Origin of the sequence: Thermosulfurimonas marina, from assembly GCF_012317585.1 — a bacterium.
Classification (GTDB): Bacteria; Desulfobacterota; Thermodesulfobacteria; order Thermodesulfobacteriales; family Thermodesulfobacteriaceae; genus Thermosulfurimonas_A; species Thermosulfurimonas_A marina.
In genome coordinates, this window is sequence record NZ_CP042909.1 from 326,968 (window position 1) to 351,433 (window position 24,466).

At 60.2% G+C, this 24,466-nt stretch carries 24 protein-coding genes and 1 tRNA gene; 14 read left to right on the top strand and 11 right to left on the bottom strand.

The annotated features are described in order from the left end of the window. Positions 1-40: 40 nt before the first annotated feature. Positions 41-117: transfer RNA gene (locus FVE67_RS01685), tRNA-Met, on the top strand. Between the two features lie 5 nt (positions 118-122). Here the strand turns inward: FVE67_RS01685 and FVE67_RS01690 are convergent. Both FVE67_RS01690 and FVE67_RS01695 read right to left on the bottom strand, forming a co-directional pair. Continuing rightward, on the bottom strand, positions 123-773 hold the full coding sequence (locus tag FVE67_RS01690; protein WP_168718945.1) for an HD domain-containing protein: 651 nt from the start codon (positions 771-773) through the stop codon (positions 123-125). Then, positions 763-1,986, bottom strand: a complete 1,224-nt coding sequence (locus FVE67_RS01695) for an MFS transporter (protein WP_168718946.1) — start codon at positions 1,984-1,986, stop codon at positions 763-765. The genes FVE67_RS01690 and FVE67_RS01695 overlap by 11 nt, the downstream gene beginning before the upstream one ends. A gap of 84 nt (positions 1,987-2,070) precedes the next feature. Between FVE67_RS01695 and FVE67_RS01700 the strand changes: the two genes are divergently transcribed. From FVE67_RS01700 to FVE67_RS01735, 8 genes are all read left to right on the top strand, one after another. Further along, complete coding sequence (locus FVE67_RS01700; RefSeq protein WP_168718947.1) at positions 2,071-2,616, top strand: ferredoxin domain-containing protein; 546 nt, start codon at positions 2,071-2,073, stop codon at positions 2,614-2,616. Position 2,617: 1 nt separating this feature from the next. Further along, entirely contained in the window at positions 2,618-3,046 is a 429-nt protein-coding gene (locus tag FVE67_RS01705; protein WP_168718948.1) for an EamA family transporter, read from the top strand. 4 nt (positions 3,047-3,050) lie between these two features. Further along, the gene (gene polX, locus FVE67_RS01710; protein WP_168718949.1) at positions 3,051-4,772 is read left to right on the top strand and encodes a DNA polymerase/3'-5' exonuclease PolX; all 1,722 of its coding nucleotides are present in this window, start codon (positions 3,051-3,053) and stop codon (positions 4,770-4,772) included. Between the two features lie 165 nt (positions 4,773-4,937). Beyond that, positions 4,938-5,213, top strand: a complete 276-nt coding sequence (locus FVE67_RS01715; protein WP_168718950.1) for an acylphosphatase — start codon at positions 4,938-4,940, stop codon at positions 5,211-5,213. A gap of 4 nt (positions 5,214-5,217) precedes the next feature. Then, the gene (locus FVE67_RS01720; RefSeq protein WP_168718951.1) at positions 5,218-6,360 is read left to right on the top strand and encodes a M20/M25/M40 family metallo-hydrolase; all 1,143 of its coding nucleotides are present in this window, start codon (positions 5,218-5,220) and stop codon (positions 6,358-6,360) included. Further along, the gene (locus tag FVE67_RS01725; protein ID WP_168718952.1) at positions 6,314-7,012 is read left to right on the top strand and encodes a ComF family protein; all 699 of its coding nucleotides are present in this window, start codon (positions 6,314-6,316) and stop codon (positions 7,010-7,012) included. Before FVE67_RS01720 ends, FVE67_RS01725 begins: the two co-directional genes overlap by 47 nt. A 4-nt stretch (positions 7,013-7,016) precedes the next feature. After that, positions 7,017-8,261, top strand: coding sequence for a D-glycero-beta-D-manno-heptose 1-phosphate adenylyltransferase (rfaE2, locus tag FVE67_RS01730; protein WP_168718953.1), 1,245 nt, complete (start codon positions 7,017-7,019; stop codon positions 8,259-8,261). Continuing rightward, complete coding sequence (locus FVE67_RS01735) at positions 8,258-8,920, top strand: pentapeptide repeat-containing protein (protein ID WP_168718954.1); 663 nt, start codon at positions 8,258-8,260, stop codon at positions 8,918-8,920. Before rfaE2 ends, FVE67_RS01735 begins: the two co-directional genes overlap by 4 nt. On the opposite strand, the gene FVE67_RS01740 is transcribed toward FVE67_RS01735, so the two are convergent. Next, the gene (locus FVE67_RS01740; protein WP_168718955.1) at positions 8,917-9,513 is read right to left on the bottom strand and encodes an indolepyruvate oxidoreductase subunit beta; all 597 of its coding nucleotides are present in this window, start codon (positions 9,511-9,513) and stop codon (positions 8,917-8,919) included. The two genes, FVE67_RS01735 and FVE67_RS01740, sit on opposite strands and share 4 nt — an antisense overlap. 10 nt (positions 9,514-9,523) lie before the next feature. Then, positions 9,524-11,206, bottom strand: coding sequence for an indolepyruvate ferredoxin oxidoreductase subunit alpha (gene iorA / locus FVE67_RS01745; RefSeq protein WP_168718956.1), 1,683 nt, complete (start codon positions 11,204-11,206; stop codon positions 9,524-9,526). Positions 11,207-11,314: 108 nt separating this feature from the next. Between iorA and FVE67_RS01750 the strand changes: the two genes are divergently transcribed. Genes FVE67_RS01750 through def form a run of 4 tightly spaced genes read left to right on the top strand, consistent with a single transcriptional unit; the run spans position 11,315 to position 14,754 of the window. Beyond that, a complete protein-coding gene (locus FVE67_RS01750) occupies positions 11,315-12,457 on the top strand; it encodes an ABC transporter substrate-binding protein (RefSeq protein WP_168718957.1) in 1,143 nt (380 codons plus the stop codon). Next, the gene (locus FVE67_RS01755) at positions 12,454-13,320 is read left to right on the top strand and encodes a branched-chain amino acid ABC transporter permease (RefSeq protein ID WP_168718958.1); all 867 of its coding nucleotides are present in this window, start codon (positions 12,454-12,456) and stop codon (positions 13,318-13,320) included. The genes FVE67_RS01750 and FVE67_RS01755 overlap by 4 nt, the downstream gene beginning before the upstream one ends. A gap of 1 nt (position 13,321) precedes the next feature. Then, a complete protein-coding gene (locus FVE67_RS01760) occupies positions 13,322-14,311 on the top strand; it encodes a branched-chain amino acid ABC transporter permease (protein WP_168718959.1) in 990 nt (329 codons plus the stop codon). After that, the gene (gene def, locus FVE67_RS01765; protein WP_168718960.1) at positions 14,239-14,754 is read left to right on the top strand and encodes a peptide deformylase; all 516 of its coding nucleotides are present in this window, start codon (positions 14,239-14,241) and stop codon (positions 14,752-14,754) included. The genes FVE67_RS01760 and def overlap by 73 nt, the downstream gene beginning before the upstream one ends. A 75-nt stretch (positions 14,755-14,829) precedes the next feature. Here the strand turns inward: def and FVE67_RS01770 are convergent, their stop codons facing one another. From FVE67_RS01770 to FVE67_RS01800, 7 genes are all read right to left on the bottom strand, one after another. After that, a complete protein-coding gene (locus tag FVE67_RS01770) occupies positions 14,830-16,011 on the bottom strand; it encodes a M24 family metallopeptidase (protein ID WP_168718961.1) in 1,182 nt (393 codons plus the stop codon). Then, positions 15,977-16,873, bottom strand: coding sequence for a lytic murein transglycosylase (locus FVE67_RS01775; RefSeq protein WP_168718962.1), 897 nt, complete (start codon positions 16,871-16,873; stop codon positions 15,977-15,979). The genes FVE67_RS01770 and FVE67_RS01775 overlap by 35 nt, the downstream gene beginning before the upstream one ends. Beyond that, entirely contained in the window at positions 16,870-19,548 is a 2,679-nt protein-coding gene (locus FVE67_RS01780; RefSeq protein WP_168718963.1) for a UPF0182 family membrane protein, read from the bottom strand. The genes FVE67_RS01775 and FVE67_RS01780 overlap by 4 nt, the downstream gene beginning before the upstream one ends. Positions 19,549-19,579: 31 nt before the next feature. After that, positions 19,580-21,517 (bottom strand): aconitate hydratase, encoded by a 1,938-nt coding sequence (locus FVE67_RS01785; RefSeq protein ID WP_210534628.1) that lies wholly within the window; start codon positions 21,515-21,517, stop codon positions 19,580-19,582. Positions 21,518-21,528: 11 nt separating this feature from the next. Then, positions 21,529-22,155, bottom strand: a complete 627-nt coding sequence (locus FVE67_RS01790) for a hypothetical protein (RefSeq protein ID WP_168718965.1) — start codon at positions 22,153-22,155, stop codon at positions 21,529-21,531. Positions 22,156-22,279: 124 nt separating this feature from the next. Then, positions 22,280-22,600, bottom strand: a complete 321-nt coding sequence (locus tag FVE67_RS01795; protein ID WP_210534629.1) for a hypothetical protein — start codon at positions 22,598-22,600, stop codon at positions 22,280-22,282. 163 nt (positions 22,601-22,763) lie between these two features. Then, complete coding sequence (locus FVE67_RS01800) at positions 22,764-23,411, bottom strand: type II secretion system protein (protein ID WP_168718966.1); 648 nt, start codon at positions 23,409-23,411, stop codon at positions 22,764-22,766. Between the two features lie 79 nt (positions 23,412-23,490). Between FVE67_RS01800 and hemB the strand changes: the two genes are divergently transcribed. Next, the gene (hemB, locus tag FVE67_RS01805; protein ID WP_168718967.1) at positions 23,491-24,465 is read left to right on the top strand and encodes a porphobilinogen synthase; all 975 of its coding nucleotides are present in this window, start codon (positions 23,491-23,493) and stop codon (positions 24,463-24,465) included. The last annotated feature ends 1 nt before the right edge of the window (position 24,466 follow it).

Genomic DNA, 24,466 nt, shown 5'->3' on the forward strand with positions numbered 1-24,466 from the left:
CTTGACTTTCCGGGGAAGGGTTTTACATTTATGGGCGGGACGCGGGGTAGAGCAGCCTGGTAGCTCGTCGGGCTCATAACCCGGAGGTCGTGGGTTCAAATCCCACCCCCGCACCCAATTTCCTAAAGCTCTCCTCGGACTTCGCGGTGGAGCCTTTCGAAAAACTCCTCCATGAAGCGGTGGCGTTCTTCGGCCAGACGGCGGCCGGAGGGAGTAAGGAGACGATCCTTGATCCGGGAAAGCTTTAGTTTGAATTCCCGCCAGGCGGTATCCTCCCGGGAATAGGGCTCGGTCTTTTCCAGGTCTACCTCCGGATTGTGCAGACGGGCCCCCACCTCTCCGGCAAAGAGAAAGGCCCGACCGATCCCGACGGCTCCGAGGCTGTCCAGTTTGTCGGCATCAAAGAGGACTTTTTCCTCCAGGGTTTCGGGCCGCTCGGAACCCCGGAAGCGATGCCGGCGAATGGCCCGGACCACCCTTTCTATGAAATCCGGAGGGAACCGGAACTCTTCCAGGATCTTGCGGGCCAGTTCCGCCCCGTAGGCCGCATGGCAGACCCGGCCCCGGGTGCGGGCCTCCTCGGCCCGACCGATATCGTGAAGGAGGGCCGCCACGCGCACCACTTCCGGGTCGGCCCCCTCCTCCCGGGCCAGGCGCTCGGCCAGGGCCATCACCCTTTCCACATGATCCAGGCGGTGCGAGGTCCCGTTCTCCTCATAAAGGAGACGGGCCCTTTCATAAAGGCGCTTCCAGGTCTCCGGATCAATCCTCATGGCGTCCTCCGGAGCTCCAAAAAAGGACGATTATGGCCCCCAGGGAAAAGAGGGCCGCGGCCTTGAGGGCCCCGGCCGACCCCCATCTTTCGGCTACCGCCCCCCAAAAAAGAGAGCCCACCGGAAAGAGCCCGAAAAAACACCAACTGAAAAGCCCCAACACCCGCCCCCGCATTTCGTCTCCGCAGAGGCTCTGCACCCGGGCGTTGCCGTTCATAATCACATTTACCATGAGAAAGCCGATCAAGGCCAGAAGGGCCCAGGAGGCCTTGAGTCCGGGACCCAGGGCCAGGAGGTAAACCGCAGGGGGGAGCAGGAGGGCCGAGACCCGAATAAGGAGAAAGGAGGGCAGGCGGCGTCCCGCGGTGCCCGCAAAGAGGGCCCCCAGAAGGGCTCCCAAGCCGTTGGCGGCCATGAAGATACTGAATTCCCGGCCTCCGCCGGCGTAAAGCTCGCGCACCAGGGCCGGAAGGAGCACGGCGTAGGGGAAAAGGCCCACACTCACCAGGGCCACCAGGAGGAGCACCCCCCGGATAGCCGGCCGCCGAAGGGCATACCCTAGCCCCTCCCTTAGGGCCTGGAAAAGATTGCCCCGCGAGGGGAGGTGATTTTCGGGAAGTTCGGTGACCAGCACCGCCAGGGTTACCGGAAGATAGGAAAGGGCGTTAAAGAGGAAACAGAAAGCCAGGCCCACCGTGCTCATGAGGGCCCCGGCCAGGGCCGGGCCGGCAAACCGCGAAAGATTGAAGGCCAGGGAATGTAGAGAAAGGGCCGAAACCAGATCTTCCTTTCCCACCAGGTCGTAGATAAAGGCGTTGCGGACCGGAAATTCCAGGGCCACCCCCAGCCCCATAAGGAAGGCCAGGGCCAGGACCTGCCAGGGGCGCACCAGATGGGCCCAGGTGAGGAGAAAGAGGAGGAAGGCCGAAAGGGCTGCGGTGAGCTGGGCCAGGGCCAGGACCCGCCTTTTGGGAAAATGGTCGGCCAGCACCCCGGCCGGCAGGGCAAAAAGGAGGACCGGAAGGCTTCCTAAGGCCCCCAAAAGTCCCAGATAGGCCGGAGAGCCGGTGAGTTCATAAAGGAGCCAGCGCTGGGCGGTGGTGTGCACCCAGCGGCCCAAGAGAGAAAGCCCCTGGGCCAGAATGAAGTAACGAAAATATTTGCGCCGCAGAGGGAGCACCAAACCCTGGGCCCATTCCAACCAGAAGGCCATGACCTTCCCAGATTACCTTTGGCCGGTTATCTCGGAAAGGGTCCTATGATAAGATTTTGGCAAAACTATAAGGAGGGGGAGGTTATGCAGCTTAATCCCGAAAAGGAAGTGGCGGAGCTTGCGGGGCGTCTCATGTTGACGGCGGCCCGCACGGCCCCTAAGGCCCGGGGACAGGACGAAATCCTGACCGCGCTCGTCACCGAGCCAGAGGAAAAGGAAGCCCTGGCTCGGGAGATGGAAAAAATTGCTGAACGGGGTAAAGCCTTTGCCTTTTTCAAAAGAGACGCCGAAAATGTGCGCCAGGCCGAGGCCGTAGTCCTCATCGGGCTCAAATTTGAGCGTCCGGTAGGGGTGAATTGCCGGGCCTGCGGCCTGGACTGCGAGCGCATCCTGAAGGCCGAAAAGGTCTCCGGAGACTATGAAGGCCCGCTTTGCGCCCTCCGCCTGGTGGATCTGGGGATTGCCGTGGGCTCGGCGGTCTCGGTGGCCAAGGACCTCTGTGTGGACAACCGCGTGATGTACACCATCGGGGTGGCGGCCCGGCGCCTGGGCTGGCTTGCGGCCCAGGTGATCCTGGGGGTGCCTCTCAGCATCAAGGGCAAGAATATCTTCTTTGACCGCAAGGCCTGAGATGGACGGAAGGATCTTCCTCCTCTGGATCCTTACCCTCCTTTTCTGGGGGACCTCTCCCCTCCTCGAAAAGGTAGCCCTGCAGGCGGTGCCCCCGCTTCTGGCCCTGGCGGTGCGCACCGGGGTGGCCGCCCTGGCCCTGGCCCTGGCGGTGATCCTGACCGGGGAGGCGGGCCAGCTGGCCGAATTACGCCTGCGCGATTTCCTGGTGCTGGCCGGAAGCGGCCTTCTGGCGGGCTTCCTGGGTATGCTCACCTACTTCATGCTCCTTAAAAGCGGAGCGGCCTCGAAAATCGTCCCCCTTACCGCGGCCTATCCTCTGGTGACCGCGCTCCTGGCCCTCCTTTTCCTGCGGGAGGAACTGACCCCGGCCCGTCTCTTAGGGATTCTCCTTACGGTAAGCGGTCTTATCATATTGCAGAGGAGTTGAGGCCATGCGCAATCAAGAAGTGGCCGAGATCTTTCGCCGGGTGGCCGCCCTCCTGGAAATCAAGGGAGAAAACCCTTACCGGGTACGGGCCTATCAGCGGGCGGCCCAGAACATTGAGGCCCTTACCCAGGACGTGGAGGAACTGGCCCGCAGGGGACAGCTCACCCGCATTCCGGGAATCGGGGCCGATCTGGCCGGAAAGATCAAGGAAATCCTGGAGACCGGAACCCTTTCCCTCTATGAAGAATTAAAGCGGGAGGTCCCCCCGGAGCTCCTCAAATTTCTGGAGATTCCGGGCCTGGGGCCCAAAAAGGCCAAACTCATCTATGAAACCCTGGGGATTAAGACCCTCGAGGAGTTGGAGAGGGCCTGTCGGGAGCACAAAATCGCCCGGCTTCCGGGCATGGGCTACAAGACCGAAGAAAATATCCTTAAAGGGCTGCAATTCCTCAAGGAAAAGGTGGGCCGGAGGCCCCTCGGGGAAGTGCTCCCCCTGGCCGAAGACCTTCTGGAGTATCTACGGAAAAAGGGCCCGGTGGAAAGGATCTCTGTGGCCGGAAGTATCCGCCGGCGTCGGGAAACGGTCAAGGATATCGATATCCTGGTGACCTCCAAGCGCCCCCACGAGGTGATGGAGGTCTTCGTAAGGTATCCCCGGGTCATAGAAGTGCTGGCCCACGGGGAGACCAAGACCAGCGTCCGGGTGAAACCGGGTATCCAGGTGGACGTAAGGGTGGTGGACCCGGAATGCTGGGGGGCGGCTCTGGCCTACTTTACCGGCTCCAAGGCCCACAATATCCGTATCCGAGAGCTCGGAGTCCAGCGAGGCCTCAAGATTAACGAATACGGCATCTTCCGAGGAAACGAAAGGATCGGCGGGAAAGAGGAAGAGGAAGTCTTTGCCGCGGTAGGCCTTCCCTGGATCCCTCCGGAACTCCGGGAAGACCGGGGAGAGATCGAGGCCGCCCAGGAGGGCCGTCTTCCCCGTCTGGTGGAATACGAAGAGATCCGGGGAGACGCCCACGTGCATTCCAAATATAGCGATGGGCACTCGAGTCTCGAGGAGATAGCCGCCTTTGCGGAATCCCTGGGGCTTTCCTGGGTGGGGATCTGCGATCATTCTCAGGGGCTCAAGGTAGCCGGAGGAGTACCGGTGGAGGCCCTCATGGAAAAGAAACGGGCCATTGAGGAATTCAATCGCCGCTCCAAGCGGGTGAAACTGATCTTCGGGGCGGAGGTGGACATCCGTTCCGACGGCACTCTGGACTACCCGGACGAGGTCCTGGCGGAGATTGACCTGGTGATCGCGGCCATCCATACGGGTTTTCAACAATCCGAAGAGCAGCTCACCTCCCGGGCGGTGGCCGCCCTTTCCCACCCCCTGGTCCACGCCCTGGCCCACCCTACGGGAAGACTCCTGGGAGAGCGGGAACCCTACGCCCTGGATCTCAAAAAGGTCATTGAGACCGCGGCCCGCCACGGCAAGGCCCTGGAGATCAACGCCTTTTACAATCGCCTGGACCTGAACGATGTGAACGCTCGGGCCGCCAAGGAGGCCGGGGTAAAGCTTCTTATCGGGACCGACGCCCATCTGGCCGACCAGATGGCCCAGATCCATCTGGGGACCGCCGTGGCCCGCCGGGCTTGGTGTGAAAAGGAAGATGTGCTAAATACTCTATCGTACGAGGAATTTTTGGCCTGGTTGAGGCGGGCCAGAGGAAAATGAACGTCGAGCTTCTGCGTCTTAATAGAAGAGGCTCCTCCGGAAGTCCGCAGGATTTTAATCCGCTTTGCGGAATGGGTGGAAAAAGAGATCGGGGAACGCCTCACCAAACGGGACTTTGAGGCGGGTATTCTGGTCCAGAGTTTTGAATGGGCCTAGGAGGCGAACATGGCTAAAAAACGGGTCCACGTCTGGATCTCCGGAAGGGTCCAGGGAGTATGGTTCCGCTCCTACACCAAAAAGGAGGCCGACCGGCTGGGGATCAAGGGCTGGGTGCGCAACCTCCCGGACGGCCGGGTGGAGGCCGTATTTGAAGGAGAGGAGGAGGCCGTGGAGGCTATGGTGCGCTGGTGCCATGTAGGCTCTCCGCTCTCCCAGGTCACCGGCGTAGAGGTAAAAGAGGAACCCTATACCGGGGAATTCCGGGACTTTTCCATAAGATAGTGAGATGCTCGATCCCGAAAGACTTAAACTGGAATTCCTCACCCTGGCCCAGATCGATAGCCCTTCCCGCAAGGAAAAGCCTCTGGCCCAGCACCTGGTAGCCCTTTTTGAGGCCCTGGGGGGAGAATGCTTTTTTGACCACTCCGCGGTCTACACGGAATCAGAGACCGGAAACCTCATCGTAAAGCTCCCGGGGACCGCCGAAGCTCCCCCGGTCCTCCTTTCGGCCCACCTAGACACCATTGAACCCACCCCGCAGGTAAGGCCCCTGGAGGAAAACGGCCTCCTGCGCAACGAAAAGCCCGGCCTGATAGGAGCCGACGACAAGAGCGGGATCGCCATTATCATCGAGGTAGTGCGCGCCCTGCGGGAAAGCGGTCTGCCCTACCCTCCTCTGGAGTTGGTCTTCACCACCTGTGAAGAGATCGGCCTTCTGGGGGCCCGCTATCTGGATTACAAGCTCCTCAAGGCCCGCTGGGGCCTGGTCCTGGACTCCGAAGACCCTCGGCGGGTGGTAGTGCGGGCCCCGGAGGCCATAAAATTTCAAATTCGGGTCCTGGGAAGGGCGGCCCATGCGGGGCTTGAGCCGGAAAAAGGCCTTAACGCCATTAAAATCGCCGCCGAAGCCCTTTCAAGGCTCCCCTCCGGCCGCATAGACCCCGAGACCACCCTTAACTTCGGCACCATAAAAGGAGGGAAGGCCACCAACATCGTTCCCGAAGAGGTGGTGCTTGAGGGTGAAATCCGGAGTCACCGTCTGGAAAGGCTCGAAGAGCTTTGGGAGAGGATCGCGGGGGTCTTTGCGGAGGTCACCCGGGAAAAAGGGCCGGACGGACGCCCGGAATTTGAAGCCCGGCGGGAGGAGATGTTCCCTCATTTCCATGTGCCCGAGGATCATCCCCTCCTCGGAGTTCTCCAGGAAGCCGGTCGGAGGATAGGACTTGAGCTTGAATTTACGAAAAGTGAAGGAGGCTCGGACGCCAATCTTTTTAACCGCCACGGGGTGGCCTGCGTAATCCTGGGGACCGGGATGCGGCGGGTGCATTCCCCGGAGGAGTACCTCCTTCTGGAAGACTTTTTCCTCTGCGCCCGTCTGGTCTATGAATTCCTGGCTCTGGTGGCTCAAAACCCTTCGGCGGGCCGTTGAGGCCTTCTTTTTCCCGGTCCGCTGCCTGGCCTGTGGCCAATGGACCGAAAAAGGCCCGGTATGTAAGGACTGCTATGAAAAACTTCCCTGGAATCGGAAAAGCTGTCCGGTGTGCGCCCGGCCCTATCCCCCAGAGGTCCCTCCCCACCCCTGCGGGGACTGCCTCCAACCCCGGGCCTTTGACCGGGTGATAGCCCCCTTGCGTTACGAGCCTCCGGTGTCGGAATGGCTCCAGGGGCTCAAATTTCGGGAGGACTTTGTGCTGGCCAGAGACCTGGCAGTCCTTTTAAAAGAGGCCCTGGCGAAAGAAGGGCCCTTTGACCTGGTGATCCCGGTGCCCCTTTCCCCGAAAAGAAGACGGACTCGGGGGTTTAATCAGGCGGCCTTATTGGCCCGCTGGGCCTTCGGGGGCTTTGAGGAAATTCTCGCCCGCCGCAGGGAGACCCTACCCCAGAGCGAACTTCCGGCCCGAGAAAGACGGCGCAATGTGCGCGGGGCCTTTGGGCTCCGAAAGCCGCAGGACCTTTCGGGAAAACATATTCTTCTGGTGGACGATATCTTCACCACCGGAGCCACGGCCGAAGAGTGTGCCCGGGTCCTCAAGCGGGCCGGGGCCTTACGGGTGACCGTGGCGGTGGTGGCCCGGGCCTGAAGCCATGAAAATAGCCCTTCTTCCCCTGCGAGTAGTCCCCGGAAAGATCTCTCAGAATCTCCAAGGCCTCAAAGATCTCCTTTCCCGGACTTCGGTCGACCTTTCCGTGGCCCCGGAGCTGAGTCTCACCGGATACGCCCCCCCGGAGGAAGGACCAGGTCTTGAAGCCCTTTCCCAGGTGGAATCCCTGGTCCGAGAAAGAGAAACCGGCCTCCTTCTGGGACATCCGGTCTTTGAAGGAGAGGGGCTTACCAATGGGGCCTGGCTTTTAACGCCCCGGGAAAAAAGATTAGTGGCCGAAAAGGAAGCCCTCTTTCCCGGGCTTGATGCGGAGTGTGGTTTTAGCCCCGGAAGGCGGCGGGAGATCTTTGAGCTGGGGGAAGGTCTTTGGGGCGGGGTGCTGCTGTGTTACGAGATCCGCTTTCCGGAGTTTGCTCGAAGGCTTGTGTCTCGGGGAGCCAACGTGATCTTTGTCCTGGCCCAGTGGCCTGCGGCCCGGAGGGCCCACCTTCGGGCCCTGGCCCGGGCCCGAGCCCTCGAAAACCAGGTCTTCGTATTGGTGGCAGGGGCCTCCGGGGAGGCCCAAGGGATTCCTCTTTCCGGGGTGGCTCTGGCCTTCTCCCCCGAGGGAGAACTTCTGGGAGAAGTCCTGGATGAGGAAGCCCCTCTAGAAGTGGAACTTCGGCCGGAGGCCCTCTCTCAAGCCCGAAGACTTTTCAATACCTCGGTCTCTCCACCCCCCCTTCTTCCGGAAAGAAAGATCCTGCCGCTTCCGGAACTCCTCAACGAGGTGGCCCGTCGCCGGGCCCTGGGGCATCGTCTGGTTTTTACCAACGGCTGTTTTGATCTCCTGCATGCGGGACATGTGAGCTACCTTTACGAGGCCCGGGCTCAAGGAGACTTCCTGGTAGTGGGACTCAACTCCGACGCTTCGGTCCGGCGCCTCAAAGGGCCCGAGCGTCCGGTAAACCCCGAAAATCACCGGGCCCTGGTCCTGGCCTCGCTTTCCTGCGTGGACTATGTGGTCCTTTTCGAGGAGGATACCCCGGAGGCCCTCATTCGGGCCTTGAGACCCGAGGTCCTGGTCAAAGGGGAGGACTGGCCGGAAGAAAAGATTGTAGGGGCCGCCTGGGTAAAAAGCTACGGGGGAAAAGTGGTCCGCATTCCCTTCCGCTATCGGGTCTCTACCACCTTCCTTATCGAACGCCTGCGCCGGCCCGAAAAATATTTTAAGGAGGGACACCGGTGAGACTTTCCTATCAGGAAGTTCTGGCCAAAATCCGAAATATGGAAGACCTTTCTGGAGGCGATCTTTCGGGCTTTAAGTTAGAAAACTTCAATTTGAGCCTTTTAAAACTTCGGGGGGTAAATTTTTCGGGGGCCCATCTCTACGGGGTCAATTTTGCGGGAGCCGATCTGGAAGGGGCTAATTTTGAAGGGGCCTATGTGGCGGTCACCAATTTTCTGGGGGCCAATCTTCGGGGAGCCATCTTTCGTAAGGCCGACCTGGGAAACGCCTCTCTCAAGGGGGCTCAGCTATCCGGAGCCGATCTTCGGGAAGCGGATCTCGCGGCCGGGGACCTCAGTCTGGCCAACTTCCAGGGGGCGGATCTGCGGAAAGCCCGGATTGAGGCCGTAGACGGACAGCTAGCCAATTTTGAAGGGGCTAACCTAGAAGAAGCTAACCTCCGGGGAAGTAGCTTCCAACTGGCCAATTTCAACCGGGCCATTTTGCGTAAGGCCAACCTTATCCAGACCGACCTTACCGGAGCCCAGTTAAGAGAGGCCGACCTTACACAGGCCGACCTCATCGAAGCCTATCTCAGAGGGGCGGATTTTAGAGGAAGCAACCTCGAAGGCGCCCGCTTTAGAGACGCCTTTTTCGAAAAAACCCTAGGCCTGCCTTAACGGCCGGCCACCGCCTCAAAACCCAGTTCAAAGGCCCGCAAATTGAGGTCAAGGTAGGCCGGTTTCACCACCGCCTTCAAGGCCTCAAGCAGGGTCTGCCGGGAGAGGGGAAGAAGCTCCGTGGCTGCAAGGGCTCCGAGCATGACCACATTCAAGGCCCGGGAAGATCCGGCCTCGCGAGCCAGCTTTTCCCCGGAAAGGAGATAGACCCGGGGAAGGGCCTTTTTAAGTCGTTCAAGGAGGTGCGGAAGTTCCGGATAGGTGGCCAAACCATCCTTGACGATTTGGGGGAAGACCGGATTAGTGCTCACCACCGCCGTGGCCTCCCGCCGGCAACGCCCCAAGGCCCGTAAGGCCTCCACCGGCTCGAGGGCCACCAGGATGTCGGCCTCCCCTTCGGAAATGTAGGGACTCTTTACCGCCCCCAGAACGATGTTGGTTTCCACCACCCCACCCCGCTGGGCCATCCCATGGACCTCGCTCATGGCCACGGGTAGACCCTCCCGGAGAGCGGCCTCGCCCAGGACTCGACTGAAAAGAAGAATTCCCTGACCACCTACACCCACGGCAAGAATCCGGTACCCTTCCGCCATCGCCGGCCTCCTATTTCTTGAACTTGGCCCGATAAAGCACGCACGGGGCCTTGGCCACGATCACCGCAAGTTTCTTTGAAGAAAGGACGGGTCTTACCGCCTCCTTGGCCTCTGTCTTCTTGTAAGGGTTGATCTCCACGGCCGGGATCCCCAGGGATTCACAGAGGCGGGCGATGGAGATCACCGGCCGGTCTTTCAGGACTTCGGGGCGCAATTCCTGCGAGGGCACAGGCTGGTGCCCGGTCATGGCCGTGGTCTCGTTGTCCAGGACCACCAGAGTAAAGTGGTGTCCCTGATAGAGGGCATTTATGAGAGGGGGGATGCCGGCATGAAAGAAAGTGGAGTCCCCAATGAAAGAGACCAGGCGCTGATCCGTGGCTACCGAAAAGCCGCAAGCCGACCCCACGCTCGAGCCCATACAGAGGAGGTAGTCGGCCATGCGCAAAGGAGGTAAAAGCCCCAGGGTGTAGCAGCCGATATCCGTGGGATAGACCGTATTTTCTTCCTCCCCCAACTCCTGAAGGACTTCTTTGACCACCTTGTAGGTTTCCCGGTGGGGACAGCCCGGACAGAGGGTAGGCGGACGCGGAGGCAGTTCCGGCACCCAGGAGGTGTCCGGGGCCTCCGGCGGCTGCCAGTCAAGCTCAAAGGCCCGGGCCAGGGCGGCCTTGACCATCCCGGGATGAAATTCGTGATAACGCGGAAAATATCCCTCGGCCTTGCCCAGGATCTTCACCGCAAGCCCGGCCTCCTGAGCGGTAACCTTGAGGGCCTCTTCCAAATAGGGCTCAAGTTCTTCTACCACCAGACACCTTTCCAGCCCGGAAAGGAACTCCCGGGCCAGGGCCTTGGGAAAGGGGTGGGTAAAGCCTAAGAAAAGGACCGAAACCTTTCCTTCAAGGCCCAGCTCCCTTAAAGCATCTTCCACATAAAGCACCGAGACCCCGGAGGCCACCACCCCCAGGGGCCCGCCTTTAAGCATTCGATTGAAAGGAGAGCGGGCCGCCTCCTCTTCGGCCAGCCGGAGCTTCTCAAGAAGGATCTGATGGCGCTTACGGGCCACCGCGGGCACCGGAATCCAGCGCCCGGGGTCCTTTTCAAAACGCCCTTTGGGAAAGGCACGGTAGTCGGCCAGCCTTCCGCAGGCGACCACCCCCCGGGCGTGGGAGACCCGGGTGGTGGTGCGCAGGAGGACCGGGACCTCCAGTCTTTCGGAAAGTTCAAAGGCGTAGGCGGTATACTGGCGGGCCTCTTCCGGGGTGGCCGGCTCGAGCATGGGGAGTCCGGAAAGTCGGGCATAATAGCGATTGTCCTGCTCGTTCTGGCTGGAATGACAGGAGGGATCGTCCGCGGTCACCACCACCATCCCCCCTTTCACCCCCACATAGGCCAAGGTAAGAAAGGGATCGGCGGCCACATTAAGGCCCACATGTTTCATACAGGTGAGGGAACGCAGACCACAGGCCGCCGCCGCGGCAGCCACCTCCATAGCCACCTTTTCATTTACCGAAAATTCAAAGTAAAGACCCGGGAGCTCCTGGGAGAGAGCAAAGAGGTTGTTTCCGATCTCTGAGGAAGGGGTTCCGGGATAGGCCGCCCCCACCCGCAGACCCGCCTCCAGGGCCCCGCGCACAATGGCCTCGTTTCCCAGAAGGAGCCTCCGCTCGCCTTCTGCCGCCAGAAGAGGGTGCATGCCGCCCTCCTTTCCGGAGTTTGCCCCTTTTTACCGGGCCCCTCTCAATTTGACAATAGAAAAGCTTCCTGGCATTATCCCTGCAAACCTAAACAAAGGAGGCCCGAGATGCGCAACTGTTTGGCCGTCTTCTTAGGGAGCCTTCTCTTCCTCTGGAGTTCTCTTTCCCTAGCCAAGGAGCCCTACCGGATCGGGGCCCTCTTTTCGGTGACCGGCCCCACCTCCTTTATCGGGGATCCGGAAAAGAAGACCCTGGAGATGCTGGTGGAGGAGATCAACCGGGCCGGGGGCATAAACGGGCACCCGGTAGAGGCCATCATCTACGATACCCAGGGAGAAGAGACCCTGGCTGTCCAGAAGTTCATGCGTCTGGTGACCCAGGATCGGGTGCTGGCGGTCATCGGGCCGAGCCGCACCGGGACCAGCCTGGCTGTGGCCCCCTTGGCGGAACGCTTCCGCGTGCCCCTCATATCCTGTGCTGCGGGGATCAAAATCGTGGAGCCGGTGCGCCCCTATGTCTTTAAAGTGGCCCAGAGCGACCGTCTCGCCGTAAAAAAGATCTACGCCTATCTGAAGACCCAGGGACTCACCCGGGTGGGGATCCTTACCGTCTCCAACGGCTTCGGTCAGAGCGGGCGTCAGGAACTCAAGCGATTGGCCCCCCAATACGGGATCACCTTGGTGGCCGATGAACTTTACGGTCCTAAGGACACGGACATGAAGCCCCAGCTCATCCGCATCCGCAAGGCCGGGGCCCAGGCGGTGATCTGCTGGGGGACCAACCCGGGCCCGGCCATTGTGGCCCGCAACATGCGGGAGCTGGGTATGACCCAGAAACTCATCATGAGCCATGGGGTGGCCTCCCGGCGTTTCATTGAGCTGGCGGGAAAGGCCGCCGAAGGGATCATCCTCCCTGCCGGCAAACTCATCGTGGCCCACGAACTTCCGGATTCCGACCCCCAGAAGCCCCTTCTTCTGAGCTATATCAAACGTTACAAGGCGCGCTACGGGGTGGAACCCTCCTCTTTCGGGGGCCACGCCTACGACGCCTTTCTTCTCCTCAAGGAGGCCCTGGCCAAAGCCGGAGCAGACCGCAAGGCCCTCCGAGACGCCTTGGAAAGCCTCAAGGGAATCAAAGGGATCCACGGGATCTTCAACCTGAGCCCCCAGGACCACAACGGGCTTTCCGAGCGGGAGGCCTTCGTGCTGGTGGAGATTCGGGGAGGAGATTTTCACCTGCTTAAAGAATGATCCTGGAGCTCCTTTTTTCCGGACTGGTAAACGGGGCCATTTACGCCCTGGTCGCCCTGGGGTTTATGATCATTTACAGCGCCACCGGGGTGATCAACTTTGCCCAGGGGGAATTCGTGATGCTGGGGGCCATGCTTACGGCCTGGTTGAGCGGCCGAGGCTGGCCCCTGGCGGCCGTCCTGCCCCTGGCCCTCACCGGGGCCACTCTGGTGGGAGTGCTCACCGAAAGACTCACCATCCGTCCGGCCCGGGAGGCCTCCCCCCTTACCCTGATCATCATCACCATCGGGGTCTCCATCCTTCTTAAAGGGGTCTCCATGTTCCTCTGGGGAAAGGAGCCCCTTCCGGTCTCCCCTTTTCTTTCCGGGCCCCCCTTTACTTTTTTTAAAGCGGCCCTTCCCCGTCAGGGCCTTCTGGTCCTTTCGTCCTCGACCCTGGCCTTTGCCGCGGTGGCGGTCTTTTTTCGCTACACCCTCTGGGGCAAGGCCATGCGGGCCTGTGCCTATAATCGTTTCGGGGCCCGCATCCTGGGGATCAATCTCTCCGGGCTCACCTGCCTTTCTTTTGCCCTCAGTGCAGCCCTTTCGGGTCTGGCCGGGATCGTTATTGCCCCTCTGACCTTTGCCACCTATGACATGGGAACCATGCTGGGACTCAAAGGCTTCAGCGCTGCGGTCTTCGGAGGCCTAGGCTCGGCCGGAGGAGCCCTTCTGGGGGGATTCACCCTGGGGGTGCTTGAGGCCCTGGCCGCAGGATATATCTCTTCGGCTTACAAGGATGCCCTGGCCTTTGTCCTTCTCCTGGCGGTCCTTTTCGTGCGGCCGGAGGGGCTTTTCAGTCCGGAAAGGGTGGAAAAGCTCTAAGATGCTGCGGGAATATCTCAAGATAGCCGCTCTAGGGGGGTTGGTCCTGGGAATTTTTTCCGGCCTCCGGAACGAATACCTCTTTAACGTGCTGACCATGGTGGGTCTTCAGGTGTTGGTGGTCATCGGGCTTTCCCTTCTCATGGGCTACGCCGGCCAGGTCTCCCTGGGACACGCAGCCTTTTACGGCTTAGGAGCCTACGCCTCAGGCATCCTCACCACCCGCTACGGGGTCTCTCCCCTGGCCGGAATCCTTCTGGCCCAGCTTTTCACCCTCTCCCTGGCCCTGGTAATAGGGGTCCCCACCCTGCGCCTGCGGGGCCATTACCTGGCTCTGGCCACCCTGGGACTGGGGGTGATCGTGGAGATCTTTTTCAAAGAGGCGGTGGAACTTACCGGGGGACCCTCCGGCCTGGTAGGCATACCGCCCCTCTCGGCCGGCGGCCTGATCTTCCTTTCCTTTCGCCAGACCTTTCTTCTCACCTGGATCCTGGTCCTTCTAGCCCTTCTCCTAAGCCTCCATCTTATTCATTCCCCCTGGGGCCGGGCCTTGCTGGCCCTCCACGACAGCGAACCTGCTCTGCGCTCCCTAGGCTACAGCATTCAGCGTCTGAAGATGGGGGTCTTCCTTTTTTCGGTCTCCCTGGCTACCCTTGCCGGCTCCCTCTACGCCCACTTCGTGACTTTTATCAGCCCTTACAGTTTTACCTTCCTTCACTCGGTGAAGTTTGTGACCATGGTAGTGGTGGGAGGCATCGCCAGCCTTTGGGGCGCGGTGGCCGGAGCGGTGTTCCTGGCCCTTCTTCCCGAAGTCCTCACCCACTTTGAGGACTATGAGGTGGCTATTTTCGGAATTATTCTTATATTAGTTATGATTTACAGTCCCGAAGGACTGATCACTGCACTGGAGAGGAAACTATGGCCATACGTAAGATCCTGGTCTACGGCCATCCCCTTCTCCGGGAGAGGGCCCAGGAAGTCCGCGAAATAGACGGGAAGCTCCAGGACCTCCTGGAGGACATGCTGGAGACCATGTACGCCGCCAAGGGTCTGGGGCTGGCCGCCAATCAGGTGGGAGAACTCCAGCGGATCTTCGTGTTGGATCTGGCCCAGCGGGAGGAAAAGGCCCCCCGAAGCCCCCTCTTTTTCCTCAACCCGGAGATCGTGGAAGCCGAGGGAGAACTCTACGAAGAAGAAGGTTGTCTCAGTATCCCGGGATATTCCGCCAAAGTGAAACGGTTTTCCCGGGTGTTGGTCCGCGCCCTGGATCGCGAAGGAAAACCCTTCGAGATGGAATTGGAAGGCTTAAGAGCCCGCGCCGTCCAACACGAATTGGACCACTTAAACGGTGTCCTCTACGTGGATCACCTCTCCCCACTCAAACGCAAGCTCTTCCTGCGCTGGTGGAAAAAACACGCACCTTCTACCAAATGAAAGGGTCGTCTCTACCCTCAAACGATTTTTTAATTTTTTATCATTAGAAAATCTTATTGGCAAATCCGAAAAGTCCTATTGGCAAGAAATTATTTTAAATTTTGGCAAAAACACAGTTAATTTTTCCGCAGAGTCTTCCTCTAGGCTCCAGGTATCCTCAAAACCGATCACCCCGAGACCGGGGATATGGAGCTTGGGCTCCAGGGCCAGGCACATACCCGCACGGAGGGGGGTTTTCACCCCCGGGGCCAGCGGCGGGTCCTCGTCCACGCAGAGCCCCACCCCGTGTCCCACGAAGTTCACTCCCTCCTCCCCGTGGCGCATGAAAAACTCCGAGACCCCTAGGCGTTCGGCCTCCCCGAAAAGAGCGTAATAGACCTCTTCGGCAGAGACCCCCGGGCGCAAAAGCCTCTTTCCGGTGGCCATTAAGGCCTCGGCGATCTCCAGATACTCCTGGACTTCCCTGGAGGGCTTGCCGAAGACCAGCATCCGGGTCTGGTCCACATAGTAGCCGGCAAAATAGCCCGCCACATCCACCAGGACGGGCTCTCCGGGTCGGATCTCCTTGAGGCTGGCCCCGGAAGGGAAACCCGGCACCCCGCGTCCTCCCTCCCCGGCCACCATATAGGTGGGTTCCACGGCCTCGGGGCCGGAGACCAGAAGTCCGGTGGCGAATTCGTTTCCCCGGGCCGAACGCACCAGCCCCGGGTGCCCCCTGCGTCGGAGCTCGGTCTCGATTTCCGCCAGGGCCTCAAGCTCGGTCATTCCGGGTTTAAGGCGTGGGAGGGCCGCAGAGAGGGCCTCGGCCAGCCGGCGTCCGGCCTCGCGCAGACAGGCCCTCTCGTAAGGGGATTTGATCTGGCGCAGGGAGGAAATGATTCCGGAAAGGTCTGAAAGTTCAAAGTCCTGCAGGAGATCCTGGTAACGCAGGAAGTCCCGGTGGGAGAGGCTGGCGAACTCCAGCCCCACCCGGCGCAGTCCGGCCTCCCGCAGGAGTCCGGGAAGCCCCTTGAGCGACCGGAAGGGCTCCGCCGGAAAGGGGCTTTCCCGGCGCACCCTCTCCAGGGGCCGAAAGACCAGAAAACGCAGCTGCCTTTCCGTGACCAGGAGATGGGCCCGGGCAAAGGCCCCGGTGAAATAAAAAATACTCAGGGGATGCGTAAGAAGGGCCCCCTCAAGGCCCGAGTCTCGTAAGGCCTCCCTCAGGGAAAAAAGCCGGGCCTCAAGTTCCGGGCGCGGCGGTCTTTCCGGAACCACCTTTCCTTCCTTCTGTATCCTTCAGAGGCTTGAGACGCTCGGCGATGGCGAGCACGGTCTCCGCATAGGGTTCGCTGTGATTGTAGGTGAGAAGGACCCGCTTTTTTTCTTCGCGGGAGAGCCCCGGGCGCCAGCCGTGGCGCCGAAGATAATTGGCTGCGCTGGCCAGGGCGTCGGTCAAGGTGTAAAGGTCCACCCGGCCGTCCCCGTCGCCGTCCACGGCATAGTCGCGAAAACTCGAGGGCACGAACTGGGGGTAGCCAAAGGCCCCAAAAATAGAACCCTTAAGGGCCAGAGGATCCAAGCCGTACTTTTCGGAGATCTCAAGGAGCACCCGGAGTTCCCTATAGGCCCAGCGCGAACGGCGGGCCATAATCTCCTTTAAACGGGCTTCTTCTTCCGGGGAGAGTTCCTGCGGAAGGTAGGGTTTCACCCGCTCCCAGTCGGAGGAAGCCGCCATGCTGGCCAAGACATTGAAGACCTCGTAATGGCCGTGATGGCGGCCGAGGTCGGACTCCACCAGAAGAAGGGCCACCAGGACCTCCTTTTCCACCCCGAACCGGGCCTCGATCTCCGAAAGAAAGGGCCTCCAGGCCTCAAGAAAGGCCCGGGCCCGGGCCAAGCGCTCCGGCCGCAAAAATTGCTGGTAGGGGAGTTTGGTCTCGTCCCAGGTGAGCTTACGGGGCATAATCTCCGGAAGAAAGCGCACCCGGGGATCGGAAAAGAGGGCCTCCACCTTCTCCCGAGAAAACCCCTCGCGCACCAGCCTTTCTTTCACGGGTTCAAAAGGGGAAGAGCCGGCCAAGGCCAGGGAGGCCCAGAAAGAGACCCCCAAAGCCCAAACCAGGAACTTCCTTTTCATGGCCTCTTCTCCAGGCTTTGTCCGATTTCCTTCCAGAGCCTTCCAAACTCCTCCAGATTACCCCGACGCAGGGCCTCCTCGGCCCGACGATAAAGCTCCCGGAGATATTCCCATCCGGCCCGGGCCCCCTCCTTAAGGGCCTGCACCCCCTCTTCAAGGGCCTCTTGGGCCTTCTCCTTGGGAGAAGGAGCAAAGAGCCTTTCCAGAGCCTTTTCCAGGGTTTCGGCCATCACAATACGGTTGCGGTAAGCCACGATCACCCGCTTAAGCTCCGGAATCTGCCCGCTTTCGGACTTAAGATAAAGGGGTTGCACATAAAGGAGGTTGCCCTTGACCGGAATGACCAGAAGGGTCCCCAGGATCACCCGGCTTCCCCGCTGGTCCCAGAGGGAGATCTGGCGAGAGATCTCCGGATCCTGGTTGATGCGGGACTCGATCTGCTGTGGCCCATAAACCAGGGTCTGTTTGGGGAAACGGTAGACCAGCATCTGGCCGTAGTGCGCGGGATCACAGCGTGCACACATCCAGGCCGAAAGATTACTCTTTTTGGCCGGGGTGAAGGGCACCATGAGGATGAATTCCGGACGCCTCTCCCCGGGAAGGCGCATAATAGTGTAGTAAGCCCGGATGTAGCGCCGCGGATCTTTGGGACTTTTAGGGATCTCCCAGAGATCTTCCTGATTGTAAAAGACCCGGGGATCGGTCATGTGATAGCGGGCGTAAAGCTGGGCCTGAAGGGAAAAGAGACGGTGAGGGTAGCGGAGGTGGGCCCGCAGATCCTCGCGCAGGGCCGAAAGGGGGCGAAAGATACCGAAGATCTTCTGATAGGTGCGCACCAGAGGGTCCTGCGGATCCTTGAGGTAAAGCTCCACCGTACCGTGGTAGGCGTCCACCACGGCAAGCCCCGAATTGCGCACGTAGTTGCCCAGACCCTTTACCGGGCGAGAATAAGGGAAACGGTCGGAGACCGTGTAGAGGTCCACGAACCAGAAAAGCCGCCCGTCACGGCCGATCACCAGGTAAGGGTCCTGGTCCACCAGCATAAAAGGCACTACCCTCTTCACCCGCTCCCGGATCTCTCGATGATAAAGAATGCGGGAGTCAGAAAGGATGTCCTGGGAAAAAAGGAACTTGCTGGTCCCGAAATGATAGGCAAAGAGGAGACGCCGCAGGAGACCCCCCACCCGCACCCCGGTCTTTCCCCGGTAGGTAGTATAGACGTTTTTTTCTCCGGCCGGATAGTCAAACTCCTTGAGACGGGTATTGACCACGGCGTAGGTCTCCGTGAGTTCCCCGAAATAGATCTCTGGACGAAGGACTCGAAGATCCACCAGAGAGCGAGGAGGAATGTCCTTGATAAGGAGGACCGGAAGTCCCTCCGGAGAAACCTGGTTGACCACCCCTAGGGTGAGCCCGTAACCGTGGGTATAGATGAGGTGGAGGTTGATCCAGGAACGGCTGGGAAGGTCGGGATAGGAGAGTTCGCGGGCCGAGAGCATGACCTGCCGCAACTCCCCGTTCAAGAGATAACGGTCGTTATCTACGGAGACGAAACGATAGTAGGTGCGGATCTCCTGGATTTGACTGTAGGTCTCCAGGAGCGGCTGGTGATCCCAGAGACGGATGTTCCGAACCGTGGCGGCCTCTTCTTCAAGATCCTTGTGGGTAAGAGGAGGACCGAAACGGAAGGGCTTTTCCGTAACCCGTTCCAGCCCATAGGCCAGACGGGTGAAACGGATCTCTCGGGCGATATAGGGTTTTTCCTTGTCCAGTTCGTTGGGCTGGACCACATAGCGATGCACCAGGCCGGGGAGGAACTTGAGACCCAGAAAATAGATCAGGGCATAGCCCCCGACCAGGCCGAAGAGGATCTCCCGCCGGGGCTTAAGGACAAAGGCCGCCGAAAGTACGGCGGCAACCAGGGAAAGGACCACCAGGGCATTCAGGGCTGGAAGGACCACCCGGGCCTCGGTATAGCCGGCCCCGAAGACCACCCCCCGGGAATCAAAAAGAAGGTCCGCCCGGTCCAGAAAGAGGTCGTAGGCCAGGCGCAGGAAAAAGAGGGCGAACATCACCGCCAGATATTTCCGAAAAGGAAGGGAGAGCCTCAGGCCCAGGCGCCCTCCGGCCTCCAGGTGGCCAAAGGCGAGAAAGAGGAGGACCCCGAAAAGAAAGGCCAGAGTCCAGAGCGCCAGGGCCAGATCCCCGAGATAGCGCATAAAAGGAAGCCGGAAGAGGTAAAAGCCTACATCCAGATGGAGAAGGGGATCTTTGAGGCCGAAGGTCTCTCCTTTTAGGGCCAGAAGGGCCTCGGACCACAGGGGGCGAGCCGAAAACCCAAAGGCCAGGGCCACCAACAGGGAAAGCAGCCGAAAGGCCCCGCGGAATTTTTCCGAAAGAAAAGTCCGCAGGCGCGGATCAAAATACCGGGACCAGAAGGCCTCCCGCGAAGCCAAACGATGCACCAGCCAGCCATGGAGGAAAAAGAGCCCCCCGCAGACCAGGGCCGCGGCCAGAAAGAGAAGGGCCTCCACCTTGAACCGCAGAAGAAAGACCCCCAGATACCCCAGGTCCTGGTACCAGAGATATTCGGTATAAAAGCCGGCCAGGGGTCGCAAGGAAAGGAGGAGAAGCCCGGCCAGAGCAATAATGAGGATAAATAGACGGATTTTCACGGACCCCCCAGTTCCCGCCGCCTTTCCCGGTTCATTTCTTCACCACATTGAGGAGGCCGCCCGCAAGGATGATCTCCCGGTCTCTCTCGGTAAGGTCAAGCCTTAAGGGGATCTCCCCCTTGCCCTCTACCTCCAGGGGGACCTCCGTAGCTCCTTGAGAGAGGGCCTCGCGGATCCCCTTGAGGCGCACCCGATCGCCCGCAGAAAGCCGCTCGTAGTCCGCAGGGTTGGCCAGCACCGCCGGAAGAATGCCAAAATTAATGAGATTGGCCTTGTGGATGCGGGCAAAGCTCTTGGCGATCTTGAGGCGCACCCCGAGATAGCGGGGGGCCAAGGCCGCATGCTCCCGGGAGGAACCCTGACCGTAGTTTTCGCCTCCGAGGATCACCACCGCCCGCCCCCTCTCCTTAAGGGCCAGGGCCTTTTGAGAAAATTCCGGGTCCACCGCCGAAAAGACATATTCACTTATGGCCGGAAGGTTGCTACGCAGGGGAAGGATCTTGGCCCCCGCGGGCATGATATGGTCGGTGGTAATGTTGTCCCCCACCTTGAGAAGGATCTCCCCCTCCAGGTCCTCGGGCAGGGGATCAAACTTGGGAAGGGGCACGATGTTCGGCCCCCGGATGATCTCCACCTTCCGGGCTTCTTCTTCCGGAAGAGGAGGAACGAGAAGGGTGTCGTTGAGGATGAAACGCTCTGGGAGGCGGATCTCCGGATATTCTCCGAGCTCTCGCGGATCGGTGATCACCCCGCGCACGGCCGAGGCCACCGCGGTCTCCGGTGAGACCAGGTAGACATAGTCCGGACGGGTGCCCGAGCGGCCGGGAAAGTTGCGGGTGAAGGTTCGCAGGGAGATGGCCTCCGTAGGGGGGGCCTGTCCCATGCCGATACAACCCAGACACCCGCACTGGTGGATGCGGGCCCCGCCGTGGACCAGCTTGCGAAAGGCCGAAAGGGCCTCAAGGTTCTCCACCACCTGAAGGGATCCGGGATTGATCTCCAGACAAGTGTCCCGGTGCACCGGATGGCGCGAAAGGACCTCGGCCACCACCAAAAGGTCCCGAAGGGAGGAGTTGGCACAGGAGCCGATGATAACCTGGGCCACGGGACGGCCGGCGATCTCGGCCACGGGCTTTACGTTGTCCGGAGAGGAAGGGCAGGCCGCAAGGGGCTCGAGGGTGGAGAGATCAAGCTCGATCACCTCATCATAGTGAGCCCCTTCATCCGGAAGGATCTCCTCAAAGTCCCCTTCCCTACCCTGAGCATAAAGCCAGGCCCGGGTGACCTCGTCGGAGGGAAAGACACTGGTAGTGGCCCCCATCTCCGTGCCCAGATTGGCGATGGTGGCCCGGTCCGGAACGGAAAGCTCCTTTACCCCCGGACCGCAATACTCTAGGATCTTTCCCAGGCCGCCCTTGACCGTAAGCCGGCGCAGCAGCCACAGGGCCACATCCCGGGCCGAGACCCAGGGAGGGAGCTTTCCGGTGAGATAGACCCCTACGATGCGGGGCATGATCAGGTGAAAAGGCTCTCCGGCCATGGCCATAGCCACATCAAGCCCCCCGGCCCCGATGGCTATCATCCCGCAGCCCCCAGCGGTGGGGGTGTGACTGTCTGAGCCGAGAAGGGTCTTCCCCGGCCGGGCAAAGCGTTCCAGGTGAACCTGGTGACAGATCCCGTTTCCCGGACGCGAAAACCAGATCCCGTAACGGGCGGCCACGGTCTGGAGAAAACGATGGTCGTCAGCGTTGCGAAAGTCCGTCTGCAAAAGATTGTGGTCCACATAGGAGACCGAAAGCTCGGTGCGCACCCGGTCAAGCCCTATGGCCTCGAATTCGAGATAGGCCATGGTCCCCGTGGCATCCTGGGTCAAGGTCTGATCGATACGGATGGCTATGGGCTCTCCCCGCCTAAGAGAACCCTTTACCAGATGGCGCTCGAGGATCTTTTCCGCCACCGTAAGTCCCATTTGCAAACCTCCTAGATTTCTCCCAGGCATTCCGGGGCCTCGGCCCTCAGGGCCTCAAGGAGGCCCTCGGCAGCCCCCTTAAGTTCAGGGAAAGCCAGCAGAGGTTTTACCAGATGAACCAGGAGATCGGCAAGGCTGGCGCAAAGGAGGACCCGTCTTTCTCCCCCGGGCTCCCCTTCAAGCTCCAGGGGAAGACGGCTTTTTACCACCTCCAAGGCCAGAGTCTCCGGCCCTACGAACTCCACCCCGAAATAAAGGTGGCGGGCCTTAAGGGCCGGAGAAAGCTGTAAGACCTCCTCCCGGGGAAGGAGGATGAAGGAAAGATCCTGCGGGGGGATGACCCCGTGCCGGGGGCGGAGATCCCGCACCCAATCCAGACGAAAACCCTCCAGATAGACCAGAAGACCCTTGCTGAACTTGAGGTCCAGGTGCTCCCGAAGGAGGTCGCGGAAGGCGCAAAGAGGGCCCGAAAGAAGAAACCGGCGCCGGTCAAGGCGGTCGGCGGCGAGATCCCGCGGAAGACGCTCAAAGAACTTGAAAAGCGGGGTCTCGCTTCCGGCCGCAACCTCCACTACCAGGGGCCGAAGCCCCTCCGGAAGTTCCTTCTCCGAAACAAGAGAAAGCCGCGCCTTGGCCACGCCTGCATTTTAATCCCCTCCGCCCTCAAAGCAAACCGAAGGACCTCAGGACCTCGGCCAGCCGCGCATCCTCCTTGGCCAGCTCCCTCAAAGCCCGCAACAACTCCCTCAACCGACTTACCCCCTACATCCTCTCCACCTCCTCCACCGCCTCCTCCCGCGCCCGCCGAATAATCGTCCGACGGTCCCAATACGCAAAGCCAATCACCGCCACCACCAGAGCCGTGAATATCCCCGTAATGATCCAGAGAAAAGTGAAAAGCTGCTCAAACTGCTGATTCACCTGCTCAAACCGCTTGTCCACCTGCTCCATGAAAACCCTGAGCGTGGCCTCGAGGCGAAGGAGGCGCTCCCGGTCCTCCCGGGTAAATCCTTCCCCGCCCGCTAATGCGGAAACCGCAAACCCATACCAAAGGAGGAAAAACAAGACCCAAAGTCTCCGCATCAAAACCCTCCTTTTTCCAAAAAACCCGGATCCGAAAGAATTACCCTCCAAGCCGATTTTACCGACTGAAGGGAAACAGGACAAATGCGGAGGACTTTTTCGAAAACAAAGAAAGCCGCGGCGGGCCGCATTTTTGCGGCCCACCGCAGAACGTCAAAAAACTTTAGGGTAGCTTGTCAAAGAAATAGACCAGATCGACCAGATCCTCTTCCGAGGCACACCCCCAAGTAGGATCCGAAGTGGTAGAGGCGGTATAAGCCCCGGTCAGGCGCCTTACCCTTCCTTTGCCTGCGTCGATATTGCCGTCGATACTGGCGTCAATGGCCTTGGCCGCAAAACAAGGCAGATCAACTACTGAGATAGCGTTTACGTAAGTGGTTCCTCCGGTATTGGCTCGGCCGATGAAAAACCTCCCATTGAAGACATGCCGAGAAAGATCCCGATTGTCCGCGTCGGGGGGAAGAAGTTGAGCCTGCTTGAGCTCCGCCCAGGGACGATCGCGATCACCGTCAGGAGCAGTACTGGCACAGAAGCCAGTATCTGGATCGTTATCCAGGTCACTAACGCTATTGTTCACCCGGGCGTCTATTATCCCGTCCTTGTTACAGTCCCCGGGCATGCGGCCATAGCGATCGAAAAAGCTCCAGACCAGGGCCTCGATCCCCTTGAGATCACTCTGGACCCTCCGGATCCGAGCATTATTGATCAACTCCTGTCCTTTCAAAACCGCCCCCAAAAGGATACCAATGATCACCAAAACAATGGCCAACTCCACCAGAGTAAAACCCTTCTCATGAATGCGGCAGGACATAAAAACCTCCTTCCCACCTTTTTGAAAAGATCGTATAATGATAAACGAATTTTGTCAAGTTTTTAAGAGGAGGTGAGGTATGTTCTTTCCGGAATATCGCCCCCGCAGGCTCAGGCGCACCGAGGCCCTGCGGGCCATGGTCAGAGAAACGGAACTTTCGGTAAAGCACCTCATCTACCCCCTTTTCGTCTGTCCGGGGAAGGGGGTGCGGGAGGAGGTCTCCTCCATGCCCGGGGTCTTTCGGCTTTCGGTGGATGAAGCCGTACGCGAGGCCCGGGAAGTCTTTGAGCTGGGGGTCCCGGCGGTAATCCTTTTCGGCATCCCGGAGAAAAAGGACGAAGTGGGCTCCGAGGCTTACGCCAAGCGCGGGATCGTCCAGCGGGCCATCTCGGCCATCAAAAAGGAGGTTCCGGAACTCCTCGTGGTCACCGATGTCTGTCTCTGCGAGTACACCAGCCACGGCCACTGCGGAATCATCAAGGACAGCGAGGTGGACAACGACGCCACCCTTGAGCAGCTGGCCCGCATCGCGGTCTCGCACGCCCGGGCCGGAGCGGATATGGTGGCCCCTTCGGACATGATGGACGGACGAGTGGCCCGCATCCGCGAGGCCCTGGATGAGGCGGGCTTCAGCCACGTGCCCATCCTCTCTTACGCCGTTAAATACTGCTCCAGTTTTTACGGGCCTTTCCGCGAGGCGGCGGACTCCGCCCCGCAGTTCGGCGATCGGCGCAGCTATCAGATGGATCCGGCCAACGCCCGGGAAGCCCTGCGCGAGGCGGCGCTGGATATCGAAGAAGGGGCGGACATCCTCATGGTCAAACCCGCCCTGCCCTATCTGGACATCATCCGGGCCCTGCGGGAGGAGTTCAACCACCCCATCGCCGCCTATCAGGTAAGCGGAGAATACGCCATGATCAAGGCCGCGGCCCGCCTGGGCTGGCTCGATGAGGAACGGGTGATGCTGGAAAGCCTCCTTTCCATCCGCCGGGCCGGGGCGGACATTATCATCACTTACTTTGCCAAGGAGGTGGCCCGCAAGCTGGGAAGATAAG